The sequence below is a fragment of the Mycobacterium sp. genome (assembly GCF_049683935.1).
Classification (GTDB): domain Bacteria; phylum Actinomycetota; class Actinomycetes; order Mycobacteriales; family Mycobacteriaceae; genus Mycobacterium.
The window spans coordinates 1-1,594 of the sequence record NZ_JBAUJR010000342.1 but is presented as its reverse complement, the minus strand read 5'-3'; the positions used below and the strand labels follow the sequence as shown (position 1 = coordinate 1,594).

The 1,594-nt window shown below is 70.6% G+C and carries 2 protein-coding genes; both read right to left on the bottom strand.

Annotated features, from left to right (window positions below):
• Window positions 1–716, bottom strand: a 716-nt coding sequence (locus tag WA965_RS19865; protein WP_526447998.1) for a sirohydrochlorin chelatase, incomplete at its 3' end; no start/stop codon positions are given.
• Window positions 713–1,594 (bottom strand): uroporphyrinogen-III synthase (locus WA965_RS19860; protein WP_526447996.1); only part of this gene is annotated, 882 nt, incomplete at its 5' end. The genes WA965_RS19860 and WA965_RS19865, both read right to left, overlap by 4 nt.

The window sequence follows — 1,594 nt, the reverse complement described above, 5'->3', positions numbered from 1 at the left end:
CTTCGAGAGAGGCCCTGCTGGAATGCAATTCCGGCGGGCCGCTGCACGGGCACCCCGGCGCGGACGAATCGGTTGGTGATCAACCGCGCGACCCGCGGATGGGTGCCCAACGGGTCGGTGACCAGATCGGCGCCGCTGTCGCGCAATCGATCCTGGAACAGCCCCTCCGACAACAGATATGACGCCACCACGACCCGCCCACCCCGCGCGTGTGCCGCCACGACGGCGTCGGCTACCCGCGGCTCACCGGTGGCGGCGAACGCCAGCTCGACCCGCGACCCGACCATCGCCGACAGCCAGGTCGCCGTCGTGTGCAGATCCCGCATCGCCGCCGGGTCCGACGTCCCGGCCGCCGCGAGTATCACTGAATCGGCTGGGCGCCAACCATATTCGATCAATCGATCGACGAGTACCCGAATCAGCTCAGGATCGGGGCCCAGTGCCCGGGTGACGGTGACGTCGTGATGGCCGCTGGCCTGCACGTGAGCCGGGATGTCGCTGGTGACGTGGTAGCCGTGGGCCAGAAAGGCCGGCACCAGTACGGTCGGCCGGTCCAGGGTCGCGGCGAGAAGCTCACCCGGCGTCGGGCCCAGGACGTCGACGAATGCGACGTGCACGGGATGGTCCAACGCGTCAGAGACCGTCGCGGCGAGGTCGCCGATCAGGGACACTCCGCTCTGCTTCCGGGTGCCGTGCGCCACCAGCAGCAGGCTCATGACGCCTGTGCTTCGTCAACCGGAAGCCGGTAGCCACGTTTGACCACTGTCGCCACCATCTTCTTGTCGCCCAACGCGGTTCGCAGCCGCAGGACCGCCGTCTCGACCGCGTGCGTATCGGTGCCGCTGCCCGGCAGCGCCCGCAGCAGGTCAGTACGGGACACCACCGCCCCGGGGTGCTGTGCCAGCGCCCGGATCGTCGCCATCGCCGCGGGCGACAGGGTCCTCACCGCTCCGTCGACCAGGACACAGGTGCCGCGGATCTCCAGCAGGTGACCGGCAACTCGGATCGTGCGCGCCTGGAGCAGGGGCAGTTCGTCGGTGATGTGACGGGCCAGCGCGCCCAGTCGCATGCGCTCCGGGGCGGAGGTGGGCACCCCGACCTGCACCAGCGGGCGTGCGGTCACCGGACCCACGCACATCGCGTGCACGGTGGTGCGCAGCGCGGCGAGCACCTCGGCCTCGATGCCCATCTCCGCGGCCCGCATCAGCACCGAGGCCACCGCGGGTGCGGAGGTGAAGCTGACGGCGTCGAACTTCTGCTCGGCGATGCCGGCCACCAGTTGGTCGAACTCGCCGTTGCGTGGCGCCGAGTGCCAGCGGTACACCCGGATCGGCACCACTTCTGCTCCGGCGGCGCGTAATTCGTCGAGGAACTCGGGGAACGGATCCCAATCCGCGGTGGCTCCGTGTAGTTGCACGGCGATGCGCGCCCCGGCGATGCCTCCCTCGCGCAGGTAGTGCAGCACCTCGCGGGAGGACTCCGACTCCGGGGACCACTCCTCGGGCAGACCTCCGGCACGCAGCGCGCCGGTGGCTTTCGGGCCGCGGGACACGACGCGGGCCCTGCTCAGCGCCGCGGTGAGCTCGGTGGCCAG